At 66.7% G+C, this 20,457-nt stretch carries 21 protein-coding genes and 2 pseudogenes; 7 read left to right on the top strand and 16 right to left on the bottom strand.

Annotated elements, in window-relative coordinates:
• A pseudogene (locus ACUCV3_RS16805) lies at positions 1-321 on the top strand (transposase); the annotation flags it as partial.
• Here ACUCV3_RS16805 and ACUCV3_RS16810 read toward each other — a convergent pair.
• The 3 genes and pseudogenes from ACUCV3_RS16810 to ACUCV3_RS16820 form a co-directional block, all read right to left on the bottom strand.
• Positions 291-617 (bottom strand): alpha-L-rhamnosidase-related protein, encoded by a 327-nt coding sequence (locus tag ACUCV3_RS16810; protein ID WP_482240915.1) that lies wholly within the window; start codon positions 615-617, stop codon positions 291-293. The pseudogene ACUCV3_RS16805 and the gene ACUCV3_RS16810 sit on opposite strands and share 31 nt — an antisense overlap.
• A gap of 113 nt (positions 618-730) precedes the next feature.
• Positions 731-1,164, bottom strand: a pseudogene (locus ACUCV3_RS16815) (alpha-L-rhamnosidase-related protein).
• On the bottom strand, positions 1,119-1,544 hold the full coding sequence (locus ACUCV3_RS16820) for a family 78 glycoside hydrolase catalytic domain (RefSeq protein ID WP_279728072.1): 426 nt from the start codon (positions 1,542-1,544) through the stop codon (positions 1,119-1,121). Before ACUCV3_RS16820 ends, ACUCV3_RS16815 begins: the two are co-directional and overlap by 46 nt.
• Between ACUCV3_RS16820 and ACUCV3_RS16825 the strand changes: the two genes are divergently transcribed.
• Positions 1,516-1,773 carry a CoA transferase gene (locus ACUCV3_RS16825; protein WP_122928403.1) on the top strand — a complete coding sequence of 86 codons (258 nt, stop codon included), beginning with the start codon at positions 1,516-1,518 and terminating at the stop codon, positions 1,771-1,773. The two genes, ACUCV3_RS16820 and ACUCV3_RS16825, sit on opposite strands and share 29 nt — an antisense overlap.
• Here ACUCV3_RS16825 and ACUCV3_RS16830 read toward each other — a convergent pair.
• The 7 genes from ACUCV3_RS16830 to pgeF all read right to left on the bottom strand — a co-directional run bounded on the left by ACUCV3_RS16830 (position 1,770) and on the right by pgeF (position 10,324).
• Positions 1,770-4,484 (bottom strand): xanthine dehydrogenase family protein molybdopterin-binding subunit, encoded by a 2,715-nt coding sequence (locus ACUCV3_RS16830; protein WP_482240916.1) that lies wholly within the window; start codon positions 4,482-4,484, stop codon positions 1,770-1,772. The two genes, ACUCV3_RS16825 and ACUCV3_RS16830, sit on opposite strands and share 4 nt — an antisense overlap.
• Positions 4,481-4,957 carry a (2Fe-2S)-binding protein gene (locus ACUCV3_RS16835; RefSeq protein ID WP_279728070.1) on the bottom strand — a complete coding sequence of 159 codons (477 nt, stop codon included), beginning with the start codon at positions 4,955-4,957 and terminating at the stop codon, positions 4,481-4,483. The genes ACUCV3_RS16830 and ACUCV3_RS16835 overlap by 4 nt, the downstream gene beginning before the upstream one ends.
• Positions 4,954-5,823 (bottom strand): FAD binding domain-containing protein, encoded by an 870-nt coding sequence (locus ACUCV3_RS16840; protein ID WP_482240917.1) that lies wholly within the window; start codon positions 5,821-5,823, stop codon positions 4,954-4,956. The genes ACUCV3_RS16835 and ACUCV3_RS16840 overlap by 4 nt, the downstream gene beginning before the upstream one ends.
• Positions 5,820-6,491 (bottom strand): SRPBCC family protein, encoded by a 672-nt coding sequence (locus ACUCV3_RS16845; protein WP_279728068.1) that lies wholly within the window; start codon positions 6,489-6,491, stop codon positions 5,820-5,822. Before ACUCV3_RS16845 ends, ACUCV3_RS16840 begins: the two co-directional genes overlap by 4 nt.
• Positions 6,491-8,578 (bottom strand): PQQ-dependent dehydrogenase, methanol/ethanol family, encoded by a 2,088-nt coding sequence (locus ACUCV3_RS16850; RefSeq protein ID WP_279728067.1) that lies wholly within the window; start codon positions 8,576-8,578, stop codon positions 6,491-6,493. The genes ACUCV3_RS16845 and ACUCV3_RS16850 overlap by 1 nt, the downstream gene beginning before the upstream one ends.
• Before the next feature lie 154 nt (positions 8,579-8,732).
• A complete protein-coding gene (locus ACUCV3_RS16855; protein ID WP_048938538.1) occupies positions 8,733-9,518 on the bottom strand; it encodes a FadR/GntR family transcriptional regulator in 786 nt (261 codons plus the stop codon).
• Between the two features lie 44 nt (positions 9,519-9,562).
• Positions 9,563-10,324, bottom strand: a complete 762-nt coding sequence (pgeF, locus tag ACUCV3_RS16860) for a peptidoglycan editing factor PgeF (protein WP_279728066.1) — start codon at positions 10,322-10,324, stop codon at positions 9,563-9,565.
• Between the two features lie 152 nt (positions 10,325-10,476).
• On the opposite strand from pgeF, the gene ACUCV3_RS16865 reads away from it, so the two are divergent.
• The 3 genes from ACUCV3_RS16865 to ACUCV3_RS16875 all read left to right on the top strand — a co-directional run bounded on the left by ACUCV3_RS16865 (position 10,477) and on the right by ACUCV3_RS16875 (position 14,820).
• Positions 10,477-12,039, top strand: a complete 1,563-nt coding sequence (locus ACUCV3_RS16865; RefSeq protein ID WP_010338621.1) for an amino acid permease — start codon at positions 10,477-10,479, stop codon at positions 12,037-12,039.
• Positions 12,040-12,167: 128 nt separating this feature from the next.
• Positions 12,168-12,566, top strand: coding sequence for a DUF2946 family protein (locus ACUCV3_RS16870; RefSeq protein ID WP_159367336.1), 399 nt, complete (start codon positions 12,168-12,170; stop codon positions 12,564-12,566).
• An 85-nt stretch (positions 12,567-12,651) separates the two neighbouring features.
• Positions 12,652-14,820: a TonB-dependent receptor gene (locus ACUCV3_RS16875; protein ID WP_482240918.1), complete on the top strand. Its 2,169-nt coding sequence runs from the start codon at positions 12,652-12,654 to the stop codon at positions 14,818-14,820.
• A 98-nt stretch (positions 14,821-14,918) separates the two neighbouring features.
• Here the strand turns inward: ACUCV3_RS16875 and ACUCV3_RS16880 are convergent, their stop codons facing one another.
• On the bottom strand, positions 14,919-16,190 hold the full coding sequence (locus ACUCV3_RS16880; RefSeq protein ID WP_029547873.1) for a multidrug effflux MFS transporter: 1,272 nt from the start codon (positions 16,188-16,190) through the stop codon (positions 14,919-14,921).
• A gap of 237 nt (positions 16,191-16,427) precedes the next feature.
• Between ACUCV3_RS16880 and ACUCV3_RS16885 the strand changes: the two genes are divergently transcribed.
• Positions 16,428-16,724 carry an SEL1-like repeat protein gene (locus tag ACUCV3_RS16885; protein WP_029547874.1) on the top strand — a complete coding sequence of 99 codons (297 nt, stop codon included), beginning with the start codon at positions 16,428-16,430 and terminating at the stop codon, positions 16,722-16,724.
• Here ACUCV3_RS16885 and ACUCV3_RS16890 read toward each other — a convergent pair whose 3' ends face one another.
• From ACUCV3_RS16890 to ACUCV3_RS16910, 5 genes are read right to left on the bottom strand one after another with little or no spacing between them, the layout of a single operon-like run.
• Positions 16,725-17,858 (bottom strand): GNAT family N-acetyltransferase, encoded by a 1,134-nt coding sequence (locus ACUCV3_RS16890; protein ID WP_313737498.1) that lies wholly within the window; start codon positions 17,856-17,858, stop codon positions 16,725-16,727.
• Positions 17,855-18,511, bottom strand: a complete 657-nt coding sequence (locus ACUCV3_RS16895; protein ID WP_279728087.1) for a glycerophosphodiester phosphodiesterase family protein — start codon at positions 18,509-18,511, stop codon at positions 17,855-17,857. The genes ACUCV3_RS16890 and ACUCV3_RS16895 overlap by 4 nt, the downstream gene beginning before the upstream one ends.
• 43 nt (positions 18,512-18,554) lie before the next feature.
• Positions 18,555-19,022: a RidA family protein gene (locus ACUCV3_RS16900; RefSeq protein WP_007715324.1), complete on the bottom strand. Its 468-nt coding sequence runs from the start codon at positions 19,020-19,022 to the stop codon at positions 18,555-18,557.
• On the bottom strand, positions 19,019-19,675 hold the full coding sequence (locus ACUCV3_RS16905; RefSeq protein WP_125989181.1) for an HAD family hydrolase: 657 nt from the start codon (positions 19,673-19,675) through the stop codon (positions 19,019-19,021). Before ACUCV3_RS16905 ends, ACUCV3_RS16900 begins: the two co-directional genes overlap by 4 nt.
• A complete protein-coding gene (locus ACUCV3_RS16910; RefSeq protein ID WP_125989179.1) occupies positions 19,672-19,959 on the bottom strand; it encodes a DUF3572 domain-containing protein in 288 nt (95 codons plus the stop codon). Before ACUCV3_RS16910 ends, ACUCV3_RS16905 begins: the two co-directional genes overlap by 4 nt.
• A gap of 68 nt (positions 19,960-20,027) precedes the next feature.
• On the opposite strand from ACUCV3_RS16910, the gene ACUCV3_RS16915 reads away from it, so the two are divergent.
• Positions 20,028-20,390 (top strand): response regulator, encoded by a 363-nt coding sequence (locus ACUCV3_RS16915; protein WP_004208955.1) that lies wholly within the window; start codon positions 20,028-20,030, stop codon positions 20,388-20,390.
• Positions 20,391-20,457: the final 67 nt, after the last annotated feature.

The raw sequence follows: 20,457 nt of genomic DNA on the forward strand, positions 1-20,457 counted from the left end.
TATGCCCGCGCCCTACCAGACCAGCGACAAAGCCCAATCGCTGCTGGGCGATCGGGGCTATGACACCGACAGTTCCGCAATGCGGTGCAGGAAAAAGGGATTGCTCCCTGTCCGGCTCGGAAATCCCGCAATAAGGCCGTCAAATACGGCACCCGTCGGTATAAGAGGAATCCTAACCGCCTCGAAATCATGTTCGGTTGCCCCAAAGACTGGCGGCGCGTCCCCACCCGCTATGACCGGTGCCCCCACGTCTTCCGATCCATCGTTTGCGCGCACTGCCACAGTCTTGTTCAGGTCATGGGCCTGTCCCTGATGAAATGATATCGGCCTGAACCCACCTCGATCGTCACGCCTTCGGGTGTCGTGGCATGGACGGGGATATCGGGATGCTCCTCGACTGCCCGGCTGCCTTCGCGCCAGACTCTGGCCGGAAGGCTGATCCGCGCCGTGCAATTGGCAGGCACGCTCAGCGTCAGGTGCGACAGGTCGCCGACATCGCCATTCCATCTTTCCCAGACGGTGGTGGCGCCGACACTGGGCATATAGCCCCAGGAGGGATAGCGGGTCTGCAGCAGCAGGCCGATCACCTCGTCGCGTGTGCCCGCATCGGCGAGCACGTCGAGCAGAGAGGCGTGGCGAGGAAGCCGGTGGACAGCGCCATGCCGCGCGCGCGAATATCCTGTGCCAGAATTTGTGCCGCCTGCGCCTGCTGGTCCGCCGGCACCAGCCCCTAGCTGTCATTGCCGGCCTTGCCCGCACCGTCCAGCAATTCTGCCGCAAGGGCCGTGCCGCTCGCCGCGCGCAGCGCTTTATAGTGGGCGGCGTCGGCGGCGCGGCCAGACGCCTGGGCCATCTCGGCCATCCATTGCTCCATCGCGGCCCAATTCTCGTCGATCACGGCGGTACCGCCATAATGGCGCCACAGCCCATGGGGCAGGATGATGCCGGCCTCGCTCCAGCCGGCGGTCACGACATCGGGGAAGGAGAGGGGCTGCGGCACGACGATCGGATAGGCGTCATCGGGGTGCTGCGCAGCGCGTGCCTCCAGCAGGAAGCGGCGGATGAAGGGATCGACCTCCATGTTGAAGGCGGCGGTATCCAGAAAACCTGGATGTCGCTCATCCATCCCATGCGCTCGTCGCGCTGCGGACAGTCGGTCGGCACGGCGAAGAAATTGGAGCGCTGGCTCCGCAGGGCATTGTCCGAGATCTGCTAGAGCGGGGGGAGGCCAGCTGTATCTCGCCGGTTTCACGGCAATTGCTAGGGACGACGACGGCCGCGATATCGTCGAGCGTCGGCCTGCCGGGATAGCCCTCCACCTCGACATAGCGGAAGCCATGATAGGTGAAGCTGGGTTCGAAATGCTCGCCGGCGGGATCGCCGCGCAGGATCACATGGTCGGTGCATGCGGTGCGGCGCAGATTGGACTGGTCGGCGGTGCCATCGGGGTTCAGCAATTCGGCAAAGCGCAGGCTGATCTGCTGGCCCAGGCATTGTCCGGGGCGATGTGGCTCAATGGCCGCGCTCGTCCGGCGCAGTATCAAGGGCGTGGGCGGCCATGTCGAAACAAGCCTGCTGGAGGCGATGGTCGATTTCCAGTTCGAGGTGCTGACTACCCATCTCAACGATGGCGGCCGTCCGCCGCAGCGGGCGCGGGTCCGCAATGCCCATGCCTATCTCGGCGCGCGCCATGGCGTCTATCGCACTGCCGGTGCCTCGGCAGCGCCCCATGTCGACGAACATGGCGCCCGGATACGCGCCGAATTTGGCTAGGCCCTTTCGCCGCGCACCTTGACGGTGCCGAATATCCCCATCTTGCACTTGCCGGTTACGCTGTCGCCATCGAACATCAGGGCATATTTGAGGGTGATCGCCATCGGCTTTGTCACCTTCATCTCCCATGCCACCTGATTGCCGGCGATCGTGCCGGCAAATTCCTGCGATCCCTGATCCGCCTCCAGCCGCCCCGTCACCCGGTCGCCCGTAACCTCGAAATGCGCCACCATCGGCTGCGGCCCCATCGGCGTCGCCAGCACCAGCTTCCATGCGCCGCCGATGCCCACCGGGGCGGCCGGCACGACAGGCGGGGGAGAGGGGGCTGCCGGGGCAGGGACATCGACCTCCGGCGCCAGATGATCGGGATGGAAGCGGCTGACCGGACGTTCGGGCCAGGGCTGCCCTTCGATCACGGTCATCAGCTTGTCCGGCGTCAGCGGCAGGTCCACCGGCACCTCGCCGAACGGCGCCAGCGCATCCGCGATTGCATTGACCAGGGTCGGCGGGCCGATGATGCAGCCGCCCTCGCCAACGCCGCGAAAACCGCCTTCGGCCTGTGACGGCGTATCGGCATGGACATATTCGAAATCGGGCACGTCGAAGATCGTCGGCAGCGCATAATCCTTGAAGGTCGCGGCCGTCGGATTGCCCTGCGCATCGCGCGCGGCATCCTCCAGCAGCACGCTGCCGATCGCCTGGGCCAAACCGCCGGCAATCTGCCCCTCGACCACGGCGGGATTTATCATCACCCCGCAATCCTCGCTGCTGACCCAGCGCTGGATCGTCACGAACCCGGTGTCGGCATCGACCTCGACGATGCAGGCATGGGCCGCGCTGGTGAAGGTCATGGGCGGCGGATCATAGCGATATTGCGCTTCCAGCCCCGTCTCCATGCCCGGCGGCATCCGTCCCGGTTCGCCATAGGCGATCTCGGCAATCTCGCGCAGCGTCCGCCGCATCTCCGGCGCGCCGGCAACATGGACCATACCGTCGGCCAGGCTGATCGCCTCCGGACTGGCGTTGAGCAGATGGGCGGCCACCATCTTCACCTTGTCGGCGAGCAGCCGCCCGGCCCGGATCGCCGCGCCGCCGCCGATCACCCCCTGACGACTGCCGCCCGCGCCGGGGCCGAAGCCGCCGCGCGAACTGTCGCCGTCAAAGATGGTGACGTCCTCGATTGGCACGCCCAACTGCTCGGCGATGCACTGCGCCATCGTCGTCTGGGTGCCATGGCCCTGTGAATGGACGCTCATCACCGCGACCACCCGTCCGGTCGGCTCGATCCGCAGTTGCGCCAGTTCGCCGGTCATCACCGCGATGCTGCCGGCTGCGCCGGTCGGCTCGATATAGGCGGCAAGGCCCAGACCCAGATAGCGCCCCCGCGCCCGCGCCGCCGCCTGCTCCGCGCGGAAGGCGGGCACGTCCACCACCGCCAGCAGCTTTTCCAGACATTGCGCCGGCGTGATGTCCTCGCGCGGGATGCCGAGCGGCGTGACCGACGGTTGGTCGGCGGCGGTGCAGAGATTGCGCCGGCGTAGCTCCACCGGATCGATGCCGATCTGCCGCGCTGCCCGGTCGAGCAACGTCTCGCGCGCCAGCGTCTCGATCGCCCAGGGCCCGCGATAGGCGGCCAGCCCCGGCGTGTTGCTGTACCAGCCGCGGGACACGAAGCTGTAGGCGGGGATATTATAGGCCGACCACTGGAACATATGGACCGCGATATTGGCGTCCGCCCCCATCGGATAGGCGCCGTTGTTAAGCGCATAATCGGCATGGCTGGCGATCAGCCGCCCGTCCGCGTCGAAGGCGGCGCGCAATGTCATTTCCTGCTCGCGCGCCTGGTTGGCGGCGGTCAGATTCTCGATCCGGTCCTCGATCCACTTGACCGGCCGGCGCAGCAGCATGGCGGCAAGGATGGCGGACACCTCCTCCATCCAGGGATGATTCTTGAGGCCGAAGGAGCCGCCGACATCCTTGGCAATCACCCGCACGCTCAGCCCCGGCCGGTCGAGCGCCAGCGTCAGCCAGCGCGCCACCAACTGCGGCCCGGCGCAGGTGATATGGACCAGCAATTCGCTCTCGCCCTGCAGGCTCGCCACCACGCCGCGCGTCTCCATCGGCGACTGGGCGATGCGCTGATGGCGGATCGACTGGCTGACCAGATGCGGCGCGCGCGCCAGCAGCGCCTCCAGCGCGGCATCGGCGTCCTCCTCGCCCATCAGCGCGGCGACATTGTCGTCGGTATCGGGATGCACCCGTGGGCCAAGGCGCGCATCGTCCAGCGTGACGACGGCGGCTTCCTCGGCATAATCGACCACCACCAGGCTGGCGGCATCCTCGGCCAGATAGCGATCGTCGGCGATCACCAGCGCGACCGGATGACCGACATAGGCGACCCGCCCGTCCGCCAGCGGCGTCATCGCCACCTCCACCGGGCCAAGGAAGAAGCTCAGCATGGTGACGCCGAACGGCGCCAGATCCGCCTGGGTCAGCACCGCATGGACGCCGGGTTGCGCGCGCGCGACATCGGTGTCGATCGACCGGATCGTGCCGCGCGCGATCGGGCTGCGGACGAAGGCGGCGTGCAACATGCCGGGCAGGATGATATCGTCGACGAAGCTGCCGCGCCCGGTCAGCAGCCGGCCATCCTCCTTGCGCGGCACGCGCCGGCCGATGAAGCGCTGGGCGGGAATCGGCGGCGCGTTCACGCGCCATCCTCCGTCGCCAGTTGCCGGATCGCGCGGCGTATCCCCTGATAGCCGGTGCAGCGGCAAAGATGACCGGACATCGCTTCGGTCATCGCTGCTTCGTCGGGCCGGGCGCCGTCTGCCCGCAATGCCGCCAGGGTCATGACGATACCCGGCGTGCAGAAGCCGCATTGCAGGCCATGGTTATCCTTGAGCGCCTGCTGCACCGGGTGGAGTGTGCCGTCGGTTGCGGCCAGACCCTCGACCGTGGTCAGGCTGCATCCATCGGCCTGCACCGCCAGCATCAGGCAGGACCGCACCGCGCGCCCGTCGACAATCACGGTACAGGCGCCGCACCCCCCCTGCTCGCAGCCGACATGCACGCCGGTATAGCCCGCCGCCTCGCGCAGCCAGTCGCTCAGCATCAGCCGCCCGTCCACCAGCCCGCGATGCTGCTGGCCGTTCACCGTCATCGAAATGCGATGCTCGCTCATGCGGCCAGCCTCCGGTCGAGCGCTTGCGTCAGGCTGCTGGCAAAGATGCGCCGGCCGACGCTGCATCGATAGGCGGCGCTGGCATGGCCGTCGTCAAACGGCGCGCTGTCGGCGATCGCCAGATCGGCAATGGCCTGCACATCAACTCGATCGATCGCCTGGCCGACCAGCGCCTGCTCCGCCTGTCGCGCGCGCATCGGCGTTGGCCCCATGCCGAACCAGGCGATGCCCGCCCTCTCGATCCGGCCTTCCGCGATCGCCAGCGCGCCGACCAGCCCGACCAGTGCAAAATCGCCGGGCCGCCGCGCCACTTCGCGGAACAGCGGCACCGCATCCGCCGGCCAGGCGGGATAATCGATAGCCACCAGCATCTCGTCCGGTGCGATCGCGGTCGCATAGGGGCCAAGATAGAGGTCGTCGGCGGCCATGGTCCGCGCGCCGCGCACCGACCGCAGGGTCATGGACGCACCGAGCGCCACCGCCGTCGCCGGCATTTCCGCTGCCGGTTCACCCAGCGCGATCGAGCCGCCGATCGTCCCGCGATTGCGGGTCTGGTGATGGCCGACATGGGCCAGCGCCGTGACGAAGACCGGCAAGGCCTGTGCCAGCAGGGGATGGACCAGCGCGTCGGCCTGCCGTGTCGCCGCGCCGATCCGCAGGCCGCCGGCATGGGCGGCGATGCCCTGCAATTCGGGCAGATGGCCGATGTCGATCAGGATGAAGGGCTGGCTCATGCGCAGCGCCAGCAACGGCATCAGCGTCTGGCCGCCCGCCAGCAATTGTGCGCCGCCGCCGGCCTCGGCCAGCAGGGCGCAGCCATGGTCGATGCTGGTGGCGCGGACATAGTCGAACGGTGCGGGCTTCATCGCCGCCCCCTGCGCCCGGCCTCGAACCCGGCCAGCGCCGTCACCGCCAGCAACAGGCCGATCGCCACCATGCCGGTGCCCGCCACGCCGCTGCGCTCCAGCAGCACCCCGGTCGCCAGCGCCAGCAATAGCGCGATGATCCAGCCCCAGGGATGGCCGCCCGCCGATGGCGGAGCTTGCACCGGCGCCGTCACCGCCGCGACCCGCCCATCCTCCGCCGGCGCGCCTGCGCCGCTGACCACCGCGTTGAAGTTGCGAAAAAATTGCCCCGCAAGCTGCTTCGCCGTGGCGTCGATGATCGGTCCACCCAGTTGCGCCAGCCGGCCGCCAACCTCGGCCTCGACCGCATAGGACAGGCGCGTGGCCCGGCCATCGTCGGCCAGCGTCACCTTCGCGCCACCCCTGGCATGGCCCACCGTGCCGCCCTGGCCTTCGCCGCTGATGCGATAGCCATTGGGGGCGTCGATCTCCGACAGGGTGACGGTGCCGGCAAAGCGCGCGCCGATCGGCCCGATCTTCACCGCGATTTCGGCCCGCAGCCGGTCTTCGCCGTCGCGTTCCAGCGACTGGCAGCCGGGAATGCACTGGCGCAGCACCGCCGGATCATTGAGCGCCTGCCATACCGCGTCGCGCGGCGCGGCGATCCGCTCCTCGCCGGTCAACTGCATCAGAAGCGGGCCGCCGTCGGTATGTCGGTGTCGGGCTTGCGCGTGCCCAGCGCCTCGCGCGCGGTGGCGCGCAGATAGGACCAGATATTGTGGATCTGCGCCTTGCCCAGCGGGAAGCGCGGCATGCCCCGTTCGGCCAGCGCGCCTTCCTGCACCACCTCGTAGAAATTCTCCTCCGACAGCGACAGGGCGGATTCGCGCAGGTCCGGTCCCGGTGCGCCGGCGCCCTTGAACGCCATGCCGTGGCAGGCGCCGCAGATGAAACCCATCTCCTTGCCCGCGGCCACCGCCTTTTCGTCCAGCACGATGTCGGGATCGTCGAGCGCATGGACCGTCATGTCGCGCGGGGGTGATGGCGCCAGCCGCGCCTTGCCGTCGATCGCGAAGCTCAGCAGCCGGCGGGGCTGGGCGCCATATTTCCAGCCGACATTCAATATCTCGCTCGCCGCCGCCGTGGTGCCGCCCCAGCCGACCAGCAGCGACACATATTGGGTGTCGCCGATGGCATAGCTCATCGGCGCGCCGATGATCCCCAGCCCCGCATTGAAGCGCCACATTTCCTTGCCGCTCGCCGCGTCATGGGCGCGGACATAGCCATCGGCCGTGCCCTGGAACACCAGCCCGCCCGCCGTCGCCAGCGTCCCGCCATTCCACAGATGGGGCCGCGTCATGCGCCAGCGCGCCTTCTGCGCCACCGGATCCCACGCCAGCAGCGCGCCGGTCAGGTCGTCCTTGTCGCGCTTTTGCGTGATGAAGCTGGCGCTGGCCCCGGTGATGCTCGCCAGGAACCCCTTGTCCGCCTTCGCGTAGCGGGCGCCGGCCTGCATATAGGGGATATAGGCCAGCCCCGTCTGCGGGCTGTAGCTCATCGCCTGCCAGTTATGGCTGCCCAATGTGCTGGGATAGATGTCGACCGGCCCGTCCTGATAATGGGCATTGGCGGTTTCCACCGGGCGTCCCGTGGTCATGTCGATATGGCTGGCCCAGTTCACCTTGCCGACCTTCTCGGCGGAGATGAGCTTTCCGGTCTCGCGGTCCAGCACATAGAAGAAGCCGTTGGTCGGCTGCTGCATCAGCACCCGTCGCGGCTTCCCGTCGATCGTGACGGTCGCGGCGATCATGTTGGCCGTCGCCTTGTAATCCCAGCTTTCGCGGGGGTTCTGCTGATAATGCCAGAGATATTTACCGCTATCGGCGTCCAGCGCGACGATCGAGGCGACGAACAGATTGTCGCCGCCGCCCGGACTGCGCTTCTCCGGATCATAGGGGCCGGCATTGCCGACGCCCAGATAGATGCGGTTGAGCTCCGGGTCGAAGGTCATGCCGTTCCACACCGTGCCGCCGGTGCCGGTCTTCCAGTAGGAACCGTTCCAGCTTTTGGCCGCCATTTCCATCACCGGGTCGCCGGCATTCTGTTCGGGGCTGCCCGGCACCGTCCAGAAACGCCAGACCTGCGCCCCGGTCTTCTGGTCATAGGCGGTGACGAAGCCGCGCTGGCCGATGTCCGCGCCGCCATTGCCGATGATGACCTTTCCGTTGAAGGTGCGTGGCGCGCCGGTCAGGCTGTGCATGGTGCCGGGCGGCAGGGTATTGACGCTCCAGGCGACCGCGCCGGTCCTGGCATCCAGCGCGATCAGCCGGCCGTCCAGCACGCCGATGAAGATCCGGCCATTGTCGTAAGCGACACCGCGATTGACCCCCATGCCCATCGCCTGCCGGGTCGGACTGACCTTCCAGATTTCCGGATCATATTTCCAGATCAGCCTGCCGCTCGCCCCGTCGACGGCATAGACCGCGCCATAGCTGCCGCTGAAATAAAGGATGCCGTTCACCGCCAGCGGGGTCGCCTCCAGCGATACCTCGCCCTCCAGGTCGAGCGACCAGGCCAGGCCCAGCTTGCGGATATTGGCGGTGTTGATCGCGCTCAGCTGGCTATAGCCGCTCTCGTCGGCGCCGCCGCCGACGCCCGGCCAGTCGGCCCCCGTGCCGGTCTGCACCGCCTGCTGCGCCACCAGCCCGGCGGCCGACGCCGCCAGCGCAAGTCCCGCCACCGTCCGCACCAGAAACAGCCCGCGCGTCCCCCGCATCCGCTCTCTCCCGTCCTGCCCGCTTGCCGCGAAGCCCGTTTGACTGAACAGGTGTTTAGTTTTTGTCGCTCAGCCGGTCAAGCAGGCGCAGGCCATCGCTCGCGGGCATCGCCCCGGTGCTGTCATCATCGCTGTCACTATTGCCCTGTCGGGATCAGTCCGCGCCGGGGGCGAAGCGGGCGCGGGTCGATTGCGCCGCCTTGCGCGCTTCCTCGACGGCTGCCTCCTCGGTCGCGAACAGCAGATGGTCGATCACCGCCGCCAGATGGCCGCGCATCGCCGCGCGCGCCGCCGCCGGATCGCGCGCCCGGATCGCCTGGGCGATGACGCGATGCTCCTCGACCACCGGCGTCACCTTGGCCGCCCGCGCCTTGGCGAGCAGCAGCCGGGATTCCGGTGCGCTCGCCCGCATTTCCCACAGCCGCGCGACACTGTCGACCAGTGCCGCGTTGCGCGTCGCCTGCGCGATCAGCATGTGAAATTGCTGGTCGACGGCATAGGCATCGCCATCGCGCAGATTCTCGCTGGCGATCTGTTCGACCAGCCGATCCAGTTCGTCCAGTTCGTCCGGTCGGGCATGGAGCGCCGCCAGCGCCGCCGCCTCGCCCTCGATCGCCAGCCGCGCCTCCATCAGTTCGAAGGCGGTGATGCTGAATCGCGGCGCCTCGGCCGCCTGGCGATCGGCGCCGGGAATCCGCACCACATAGGCGCCCGATCCAACCCGCACCTCGACCAGTCCCTGCACTTCCAGCGCGATGATCGCCTCGCGCACGGTCGGCCGGCTGACATCATGCTCGATCGCCAGTTCGCGCTCGGGCGGCAGCCGGTCGCCCACGGCATAGCGGCCACCCGCCAGGTCCGCGAGCAACCGCCGGGCCAGTTGCTGGTAAAGGCGGCTGCCATCGCCGACGTCCGGCAGGGTCTGGGAAGAACTGGTCATGTCAGCCCCTCTCATGCGCTACTCTGCCCGGCTTTTGAAGCCCCTCAGCCGGGCAGGGCGATCATCGATATCTGCCGGCCATAATCACCTTCCTGCGCATGGCAGGACCGGCGATAGCTGAAGAAGCGATCGGCCTGGCTATAGGTGTCCTCGTCCAGCAGGCTGATCCGCCCGATCCCCGCCGCCTGCAGCCGCGACGCGACATAGGCGGCGATGTCGAACTGGCAGTGGCCTGCCCGCCCGGCGCTGAAGAATCGCGCATTGTCCGCGTCGTCCCGCTCGAACCGCTCGGCAAAGTCCAAAGTCACCTCATAGGAGGCACGGCCGATGCAGGGGCCGATGGCGCAGGCAATGCCCGCGCGCGTCGCGCCCAGCATCTCCATCGCCGCGATCGTCCGGTCGGTGACGCCGCTGATCGCGCCCTTCCAGCCGGCATGGGCCGCGCCGATCACGCCGGCTTCCCTGTCGGCGAACAGCACCGGCACGCAGTCGGCGGTCAATATGCCCAGGATAAGCCCCGGCGTGCGCGTCACCATCGCATCCGCCTCGGGCCGTTCATCTTCGGCGATCGGCGCGGTCACGGTCACCACATCGGGCGAATGGACCTGCCGCACCGTCACCAGCGTCGCGCCGGGCAGCAGCGCGTCACGCGCCAGATCGCGGTTGCGCAGGATCGCCAGCCGGTCATCCTCCGACCCCAGCCCGACATTCAAACCGGCGCACACCCCGGTCGATACGCCCCCCTGTCGTCCGGCAAAGCCATGCGGGACATCGCCCAGCGCGGGCGCCCGCAGCAACTCGATCATAAAATTTCCTTCGTGCGTTCAGTGAAGAAGCATGTCTCAGAAGCGCAACATACTTGCGCATGGCGGATTAGGCGATAGTCTCCCGTCCCACAGAAAAGGGGGGGCGGCTAACGCGTCGCCCGGGCAGAAGACTCCAATAAAGGGTTTCATTGATGATTTTCGGGCGCGTTAAGCCTCTCGACGCCATATTGGCGACGGCAGAGAAAAAATCACTGCATCGCTCACTGGGCGCATTCCAACTCACCATGCTGGGCATCGGCGCCGTCATCGGCACCGGCATTTTCGTGCTGACGGCCGAAGCCGCGCAAAAGGCGGGGCCGGGCATGATGCTCTCCTTCGTCATTGCCGGCTTCGTCTGCGCGGTCGCCGCGCTCTGCTATGCCGAAATGGCGGCCATGGTCCCGGTCTCGGGTTCGGCCTATACCTACAGCTATGCGGTGATGGGCGAACTGATCGCCTGGATGGTCGGCTGGGCGCTGATCCTCGAATATGCGGTCGCCGCCGGTGCCGTGTCGGTGGGCTGGTCCGGCTATGTGGTCGGCCTGATCGAACATACCTTCCATCTCGACATACCCGATCTGCTGACGCGCGGGCCGTTCGATGGCGGCATGGTCAACCTGCCGGCGATGCTGATCGCGTCGCTCGTCACCTGGCTGCTGGTCATCGGCACCAAGGAAAGCGCCACCGTCAACGCGGTGCTGGTCGCGATCAAGGTGTCGGCGCTGACCCTGTTCATCGTCCTGTCGGTGCCGGTCATGAACATGAAGGGCTTCACCCCGTTCATGCCGCTCGGCTTCTCGGGCGTGTCGGCCGCCGCCGCCTCGATCTTCTTCGCCTATGTCGGCTTCGACGCGGTTTCGACCGCAGCGGAGGAAACCAAGAATCCGCAGCGCAACATGCCGATCGGCCTGATCGGCTCGCTCGCCATCTGCACCATCTTCTACATGCTGGTGGCCGCCGGCGTCATCGGCACCGTCGGTGCGCAGCCGGTCTATGGTCCGGCCGGCGAAGTGCTCGCCCCCGGTTCGACCGCTTTGTCGCAGCAGTGCGCCGCGCTGGCCGCGGCCGGCACCGAAGCCGTCACCTGCTCGAAGGAAGCGCTGGCCTGGACGCTGCGTGAAATCGGCTGGCCCCAGATCGGCAACCTGCTCGGCCTCGCCGCCGGCCTGGCTTTGCCTTCGGTCATCCTGATGATGATGTTCGGCCAGACCCGCATCTTCTTCGTCATGAGCCGCGACGGCCTGCTGCCGGAACTCTTCTCGAAGGTGCATCCGACCTACAAGACGCCGCACGTCATCACCATCCTGACCGGCATCTTCGTGGCGCTGTTCGCCGCCTTCTTCCCGGTCGGCATCCTGGCGGACATCTCCAACTCGGGCACGCTCTTCGCCTTCGCTGCCGTGTCGATCGCGGTGATGCGCCTGCGCAAGACCGATGCGGACCGCAAGCGTCCGTTCCGCACCCCGGCCATCTATATCACCGCGCCGATCGCGATTGCCGGCTGCGCCTATCTCTTCTGGAGCCTGGGCGTCGAAACCAAGCTGATGTTCGTCGGCTGGGCGACGCTCGGCCTGATCGTCTACTTCGCCTATAGCCGCAGCCGCAGCCATGTCGGCCGGGGCGTGGTCGATGTGGCGGAGGCTGGCGCGGGCATCCCGCCCCAGCCGGTGCCGCCGCTGCCGGGCGCGCACACGCCGGGCGGTCAGGACGCCTGATCGGCCTGACGATCGATGGAAGGAAGGGGCGGGCGACCGCCCCTTTTTTCTTGGGTGCCGTTGCCGGCGCGACCCCTGCGACCTTTTGTCTTGGTGACAGGGGCCAGGGGCCGGGCTAGGCCGTCCCCATGGGGAGCCTGCGCGCCTATCTTCAGCAGCATCGGGGGCAAGCGCTGGCGCTTGTCCTGCTGGCGCTGTGCATGAAGGCCTTTCTGCCCGGCGGCTTCATGCTGGCGCAGCAACAGCGCACCCTGGTCATCCAATTCTGCCATGACGCCGCGATCGGCAGCACCGCCTCGCAGCTGATCGTCCCCTTGCAGGCCGATCCCGATCATCAGCCGGCCGACGCGGCCAAGCGCACATGCCCCTATGGCGCGCTTTCCATGGCCTCGACGGGCGGCGCCGATCCGCTAATAGTAGCGCTGGCGATCGCCTTCGCGCTGCTGCTCGGCTTTGCGCCGGTGCGGCCGCCTGCGCTCGTGCGCATCGGCCATCTGCGTCCCCCTTTGCGCGGACCACCTGCCTGATCTGACCATGGCCGTGCCGCCGTGCGGCCTTTTCTTAGATCAAGCGCCCCTGCCGGAAGGCGGGCGCGCGCAAACAGGGTTTCCGATGAAGACATCTCTCGTCGCAATCGCCGCATCGCTGGCATTGCTCCCCACCCATGTCGCCGCGCAGGACAGCCTGCCGGCCGATACTCCCATCGCCGATGATGCGGCCCCGCCGCTACAGACCCGCTTCGACGGGGCGGCGCTCGACATCGGCAGCGCGCCGCTCAACGGCGCCCGGCTCGGCAGCGGGACATTGCGTCGCCGCGCCCTATCGAGCAGCGACACCGCTGCCATCCTCGCCAGCCTGCCCGGCGTCGCGGCCAATGGCGGAGGCGGCTTTTCCTCCATGCCGGCGCTGCGTGGCCTCACCGAACAGCGGATCCGCATCACGCTCGACGGTATCCCGGTCGACATCGCCTGTCCCAACGACATGAATACGCCGCTTTCCTATACCGATCCGCAGACGGTCGGCAGCATCGCGGTGGTGCCGGGGGTTTCGCCGGTCAGCATGGGCGGTGACAATATCGCCGGCATCATCGCCGTCGAAAGCGCGATGCCGCGCTTCGCCGTCGATGGCGGCACCCTGGTCATGGGGGAGGCCTCCAGCTTCTATCGCAGCAATGGCGACGCCTTTGGCGGCGGGGTCACGCTGACGGTCGCGGGCAAGCGGATCAGCGCCACCTATAGCGGCTCCTACACCCAGTCGGATAACTATGACGGCGGCGGCAACCGGGGCGTGGTGCGTTCGACCGAATATGCCAAGACCGACCATCAGCTGGCGCTCGCCGCCCAGACCCGCCTTGGCCTGTTCGAGCTGAAGGGCGGCTATCATTTCTCGCCCTATGAGGGCTTCCCGAACCAATATATGGACATGACCTCGAACAAGTCCTGGTTCCTCAACGGCCGCTATCGCGGCACCTTCGCCTGGGGCGATGTCGATGCCAGCATCGGCTATCGCGACACCGCCCATCGGATGGACTTCCTCGCCGACAAGCAGCCGGGCTCCATGCCGATGAACACGCAGATCCACAGCTTCACTTCGGCGGTGAAGCTGAGCCTGCCGGTGGGTCCGCACGATACGCTGCGTGTGGGCGGCGATTATCAGCATCAGGGCATGGACGACTGGTGGCCGCCGGTCGCCGGATCGATGATGATGGGCCCCAATCCCTATATCAACATCAACAATGGCCGGCGCGACCGGCTCGGCCTGTTCGGCGAATGGGAATCGCACTGGACCGATCGGCTCTCCACCTCGATCGGCGCGCGCTTCGATCGGGTGCGGATGAACACCGGCGACGTCCAGCCCTATGGCACCGGCATGATGAACATGGCCGACGCCATGGCGGCCGAAGCCTTCAATGCGCGCAGCCATCGCCGCACCGACAACAACTGGAGCGCGACCGCGCTGGCCAGCTGGCAGGCGTCCGACCTGCTCGCCTTTGAACTCGGCTATGCGCACAAGAGCCGCGCCCCCAATCTCTACGAACGCTATGCCTGGGGCCGGGGTGCGATGGCCAGCCAGATGATCGGCTGGTATGGCGACGGCAATGGCTATGTCGGCAATCTCGACCTCAAGTCGGAACAGGCCGACACGGTCAGCGCGGCGCTGCGCCTGACCGCGAAGGGCGGGGCGACGCTGAAGATCTCGCCCTATTATACCCGCGTGAACGACTATATCGACGCGGTCCATCTTCAGGATCTGACCGACATGATGGGCATGCCCAGCGGCTTCGTGCAGCTGCAATTCGCCAATCAGGATGCCCAATTTTACGGCGTCGATGTCAGCGCTAGCGTGCCGCTCCAGCGCAGCGCCCATGTCGAAACCAGCTTCACTGCCAGCGCTTCCTATGTCCATGGCCAGAATCTGTCGGATGGCGGCCCGCTCTATCGCCAGATGCCGCTCGACCTGAAGATGGGCCTCGCCCATCGCATCGACGCGCTGGAACTGGGCGCCGATGTCGAATTTGTCGCCGACAAGAATCGCGTCGACGCCACCCGCAACGAACCGCGCACGCGCGGCTATGCGCTGGTCGACCTGCGTGCCGGCTATACGCTGCCGCTTTGGGCCAAGGGGCTGAAGCTGACGGTCGAGGCGAAGAATCTCTTCGACGCCGGCTATGACCTGCCGCTTGGCGGCATGTCACTGGGCGATTATGGCGCGATCGGCGTGCTGCGTCCGGTGCCGGGCATGGGCCGCTCGATCAATCTGGGCCTCAGCACGCGCTTCTGACGAACCGGCCCACACCCCCACCCGACCTCGCAATCAGGATATACTCTGTGGGCGGTCGGGTGGGGGCGTGGGCCGGCGCGGACTTTCCAACCAGAAAGTCAGTGCATTGCCTCATAATCCTCGCGCAGGGCATTGAGGTGCGGCCGGGTGAACAGCTTGCCGCGCTCCGCCCAGAAGACGATCAGCAGCGATCCCGATCCGAACACCAGCAGCCCCAGCGTGAAGGGCAGGGTGGTCCCGTCGAAGGCGCGACCGACCAGGCTGCCCAGCGCGCTCGACACCGCGGTCGTCAGGAAGGCCTGGAAGGAGGAGGCGACGCCCGCTCCCTTGGAGAAGGGCTCCATCGAGATCGCGCTGAAATTGGATGCGGTGAACGCCACCGTCATCATCGTCATCGCCTGCAGCACCATGAAGGTGACGATTGTTTCCTGCCCGGCCAGGATCACCGCCAGGTGCACCGCCGCAATCAGGATGAAGGCGATCAGCGCGCTCTGGCTCAGCCGCCGCGCGCCGAAGCGCGAGACCAGCCGGCTGTTGACCAGGCTGCCGATGCCCATGCTGCCGGCGATCGTTGCAAAGGCGAGGGGGAAGATCTTCTGCGCATGGAAAACGTCGAAGAAGATCTGCTGCACCGACAGGATGAAGCCGATCAGGCCGCTCATCACCACGCCGCTCGCCAGCATGTAACCGATCGAGCTGCGCGTGCGAAAGATCGTGCCGACCGTCTGGAGGATGGTGCGCGGGTTGATGCGGATGCGATTGTCGGGATGCAGCGTCTCGGGCAGGCGGATCGCCATCCAGCCCAGGATCGCGGTCGCCAGGATCGCCAGCACCCAGAAGATCCAGCGCCACGGCGCGATCCAGAGGATCGCCTGGCCGAAACTGGGTGCCATCACCGGGATCAGCATGAACACGGCGAAGATCAGCGACATGACCCGCGCCATCGCGTCGCCCTTGAACCGGTCGCGGATGATGCCGACGGTGATGACGCGGCTCGCCCCGGCAAAGAAGCCGGCGCTGGTGCGCGCGATCAGCAACATGGTGAAGCTGTGCGCCCCGGCACAGGCGATCGAGGACAGGATGAACAATATCATCGCCCCGCCCAGCACCTTCTTGCGCCCGAACTGGTCGGACAGCACGCCGAACAGCAGCGATCCCACGCCCAGCCCCATGAAATAGAAGCTGATGATCAGCTGCCGGTCATTGGGATTTGCGATATGCAGGTCGCGGCCAATGTCGGGCAGGGCCGGCAGCATCGGGTCGATCGACAGCGCATTCATCGCCATCAGGCACGCACACAGCAGCACGAACTCGCGGAAATGAATATCCTTTGCGGCAGGCTGTGCGCCCATGGGGGAATTTTCGGCCATCACTGGCCTATGCGGACAATCGCCCGGCGGCGCCAGCCCCAACGCGCTTATTTCCGCCCCTCATCGCCCACCTGTCATCGCCCGCCGGGCATTAACCCTGCTGCATCCAGCAGCTTCGGGCAAACTGCGCAAATATGTCGATTTTGCCGTTAACCATTTTTTACGGCCTGCCGGGCATTCTGCCCCCACTCGCAAACCAAAGGTTGGAACATTGGGTTAGGGATACAGGGGAAGATCATGGCAAATAGTCTCAAAAGTGCGCAGTTTTTGATGGATAGTCGTATGGCCGGTGCGGCCCACGGCTCGGCAGAGGCCTGTTTCGAACTGGGCGTCGCCTATAGCTGCGGCACCGGGGGCATGCCGATCGACCTGGTCGAGGCGCATAAATGGTTCAATCTTGCGGCCCGTGGCGGCAGCGAAGCCGGCCAGAGCATGCGCGCCGAAATCGCCGAGGAAATGACCGCGCGCGAGATTGCCGAGGCCCAGCGCCAGGCCCGTGCCTGGATCGTCGCGACCGAAGTCCGCGCCGCCTGATCAGCCTTCCTTGCGGAAGGGCGTTCTTTCATTGAGCCACAAACGGTCGCGCTGCACTTCCTCCCGCTCGGCGTCGAGGAAGTCCGCCACCGCCCGGCGAAAGCTCGCATTGGGAATATGATGCGCCGAATAGGTGGGCTGCGGCGCATAGCCGCGCGCCAGCTTGTGGCCGCCCTGCGCGCCCGCCTCGACCCGGTCCAGCCCGCGCGCGATCGCCGCATCGATCGCCTGATAATAGCATAGCTCGAAATGCAGGTTGGGCACGTCCTCGCGGCATCCCCAATAGCGGCCATAGAGCGTGTCTTCGCCGATCAGGTTCAGTGCGCCTGCAATCGCCTGGCCCTCGCGCAGCGCCAGCATCAGCAATATGCTGTCCGCCATCGTCTCGCCCAGAATCGAGAAGAAGGATCGGGTCAGATAGGGCCTGCCCCATTTGCGCGCGCCGGTATCCTGATAGAAATCCCAGAATATGTCCCAATGCGCTTCGGTCAGATCGCGTCCGGAAAGGTGGACGATCTCCAGCCCCTCGACCGCACGCCGCCTTTCCTTGCGGATATTCTTGCGCTTCTCGCTCGACAGCTCGGCCAGGAAATCCTCGAACCCGGCATAGCCCTTATTATGCCAATGGAACTGGCTGTCCTCGCGAATCAGCCAGCCGGCTGCCTCGAACAGCGCGATCTGGTCGGGATCGACGAAGGTCGCATGCGCCGATGACAGCTCGTTGCGCTCGACCAAAGTCTCGATTCCCGCGATCAGCGCCGGCCCCAGCGTCGAATCGCGCAGTAGCAATCGGGGGCCGGGCACGGGGGAGAAGGGCGCGGCGATCTGTATTTTCGGATAATATTGGCCGCCCGCCCGTTCCCAGGCATCGGCCCAGCCATGGTCGAACACATATTCGCCCTGGCTGTGGGTCTTGGCATAGAGCGGCGCGGCCGCCGCGATCGTCCCGTCGGGTCCATCGATGACGATCGGCAAGGGTTGCCATCCTGTGCCCGGCCCGACGCTTCCGGACCGTTCCAGCGCGGTCAGGAAATCCCAGCTGACGAACGGATTGGCACTGCCGGCACAGGCATCCCATTGCGCCCTGGGCAGGTCGGCGACGCCACCGGCGATGCGCGCGACAAATTCGCTCATGCTGGTCCCTCGAAGATGATCTGGTCGGCATGGGCGGCGGCGATCGCCCGCTGCGCCGTGCTACGTACCGTCCAGCTCAACACCGGCAGCCCCCGGCGACGGGCGGCATCGGCGAAGCGGAAGGGCAAGTCACGGATATCACAGGCCAGAAAATCGGGATTGGCCAGCCAAAGTGCAAGGGTGCGGTCGAAAAGCGCGCGCAGCCGCCCCTTGTTCTGGCTGCTGCTCACCAGCCCGCGCACCAGGTCCGGCCGGTGCCGCGCAAACCAGCGCATCGCCAGCGGGTTGAACGACATCACCGCCACCGGCTGGTCGCGGCCGTCGAGCGCCCTTGCCACCGCGGCGCAGGTCGGCGCGACATTGCGCCCTTCGACCTTTATCTCGATCAGCAGCGGCGTCGTGATACAGGCGTCCAGCAGTGCGGCGAGGCGCGGGATCGCGCCGCCATCGGGCAGGCGTAGCGCGTCCAGTTCTGCCGCATCGCGATCCGCTACGGCGCCCGCTTGCCCGGTCATCCGCATCAGGCTGGCGTCATGAAAGACGATGGGCCGGCCGTCGCGGCTCAGCTGGACATCGCATTCGATGCCCAGCCCCTTGGCGATGGCGGCATCGAACGCCGCCATGCCATTTTCGCTGATGCCCGCCCGATGCAGCCCGCGATGGGCGAAGGGGCGGGCGGTCAGCCAGTCGGGCCGCTTATGCAGCGGGGCGAACCTGCACGATCGCGTCGATCTCGACGGCCGCGCCCAGCGGCAGCACCGGCACGCCGACGGCGCTGCGGGCATGCTTGCCGGCCTCGCCGAACACCGCGACCATCAGTTCCGACGCGCCATTGGCGACCTTGGGCTGGTCGGTGAAGCCGGGGGCGCTGGCGATGAAGGCGCCCAGCTTGACGATCCGCTCGACCCGGTCGAGGTCGCCGCCCAGCGCCGCCTTCATCTGGGCGATGAGGTTCAGGCCACAGGCACGCGCCGCCTCGACGCCATAATCGAGGTCGCGGTCCTCGCCCAGGCGGCCGGTCATCAGCTGCCCGTCCTTCAGTGCGATCTGGCCGGAAATATGCAGCAGGCCGTTGACCTCGACCGCCGGCACATAGGCGGCGACCGGCGCGGCGGCGGCGGGCAGGGTGATGCCGAGTTCGGCAAGGCGGGCGTCGATGCTCATGCAATGGCTCCATTCAGGGGCGTTGAAAGTGCGGGTGCCGGCCCTTCGGCCAGGCGAGCGATGATCCATTTTTCGGCGCTGGCCCAATCGTCGATCCGGGCATGGGCCTTGTCCGCGACCGGGATGTCGCCGGCGATTTCGGGCTCACCGACCATGTGCAGCCGCCACACATCGGGCGCATGACGCGCGACCGACGCATGATGCTCGCCCAAATCGTCGATGAACAGGGCGCAGCTCGGCTGGCGCTCGGCCAGGATATTGGCCAGCTTGCGCCCCTTGCCGCCATGGTTCCAGTGAACCGGCAGGTGCAGGCCATGGCTCGCCAGCTGTTCGATGCGCAGCTGGTGGTGGCGCTCGCCGATATTGGTCAGCACCTCGATATCGGCAATCTGTGCCAGCCGGTGCAGCGCCTCGACCGCGCCGCTGATCGGGGTCTGGCGCGCCATTTCGGTATCGAAAAAGGCGATCAGCAACTCCCACACCAGTTCGCGTTCCAGCGGGATGCCGCTGTCCTTGTGGCGCAGCGCTTCGGCAAAACCCTGTTCGCGCATGTCGAAATGCACGTCATGCGTCTCGTCCAGCCAGTGGCGGAACGGCACGACCATGTGCAGCAATACCTCGTCGCAGTCGGTGATGATCAGCGGACGGCTCATCGGCTCAGATTCTCCTTCGCGGCGATCAGGGCCGCCGGGCTGCTGTCGATCGCCTCGGCACAGGCAACCAGATCGGGTTCATGGTCGGCCAGGAAGGCCAGCACGGCGCTCAGGATCGCGCGATTGCCGACCCCGGCGCGCAGCGCATCGGCATCCAGTCCGGTCAGCGCCAGCAGCCGATCGGCCCGGCGACCATCGCTCAGCGTCCATCCCATTGCCATCAATGCCAAAATTTCGGCATCGGCGGCGCTATCCGGCTTGCCATTCTGGGTCTCGGGTCGCATGATTGGCTCTCGCGGAATGGGCGGCTATAGGGGCGCACCAAGGGGCTTCTCTGGAACGCGGGTGACTCGTGGCAAAGCGCGTGCTCGTTGTCGAGGACAACGAACTCAATCTGAAACTTTTTTGCGACCTGCTGCGCGCGCACGGGCATGATGTGCTGCCGCTGCGCGACGGCCGCGACGTGCTGGCGCAGGCGCGCGAATTCGCGCCGGACCTGGTGATCACCGACATCCATCTGCCCCATGTCAGCGGCTATGACCTGATCGTGTCGCTCAAGGGCGATGACAGCCTGTCGGCGGTGCCGATCATGGCGGTCACCGCCTATGCCGGGAAGGGCGATGAGGACCGCATCCGCGCGGCCGGCGCCGACGCCTATGTGTCCAAGCCGATCTCGGTGCTGCGGTTCGTCGAACAAGTGAACGCGCTGCTGTAACCGGCCGGCAACAGCGTCACTTATGCGTCATCATTCGGTCGCCGCACTGACATCATAGCGCAGTTTG

The organism is Sphingobium sp. VMM (genome assembly GCF_056790315.1).